Here is a 417-nt window from a genome sequence, read left to right as displayed (position 1 = left end):
GGGCTGGAACAGTTCGCCACACGGCTCCTTATAGGCTCACCGCTCCCCTTCCCTGACCTGAGATCACGGGGCCTTCTGGAGGGTTCCGTTGTAGCCGCGAATACGGCGATCCGAATGATCTATTCCGAAACCGTCATGTCACAGCAGCATCGAGATCGGATCAAGCAAAACTACCAACGGGCGCGTCTGCACATTGAGTACAAGTCCATCTACAGCGAGTCTTTCATTCTTTCGCACAAGGGGTTCGCGTAGAGCGACGTTGACCCCTTCCATTTCAAGGTCGCGGAAGATCAAGAAAAGCAACGACTAAGCCGATCTCCCGCGATCACGTGCGCTCTTGCGGAATCAATGGGTTAGCTGTGGCTTGGGGTCGGTTTGGGGTCACAGTCAGGCGGCCTGATCCTCCAGTGCCGGCTC

General features: G+C 56.4%; 1 protein-coding gene. It reads left to right on the top strand.

Going from position 1 to position 417, the window contains the following annotated elements; translation table 11 throughout:
- Positions 1 to 252 (top strand): hypothetical protein (locus KVS69_RS18885; RefSeq protein ID WP_217539505.1); only part of this gene is annotated, 252 nt, incomplete at its 5' end.
- Positions 253 to 417: the final 165 nt, after the last annotated feature.

It is taken from the genome of Stenotrophomonas sp. GbtcB23, from assembly GCF_019091045.1.
Taxonomy (GTDB): domain Bacteria; phylum Pseudomonadota; class Gammaproteobacteria; order Xanthomonadales; family Xanthomonadaceae; genus Stenotrophomonas; species Stenotrophomonas rhizophila_A.
This window is presented reverse-complemented; position numbering and strand designations above follow the sequence as displayed.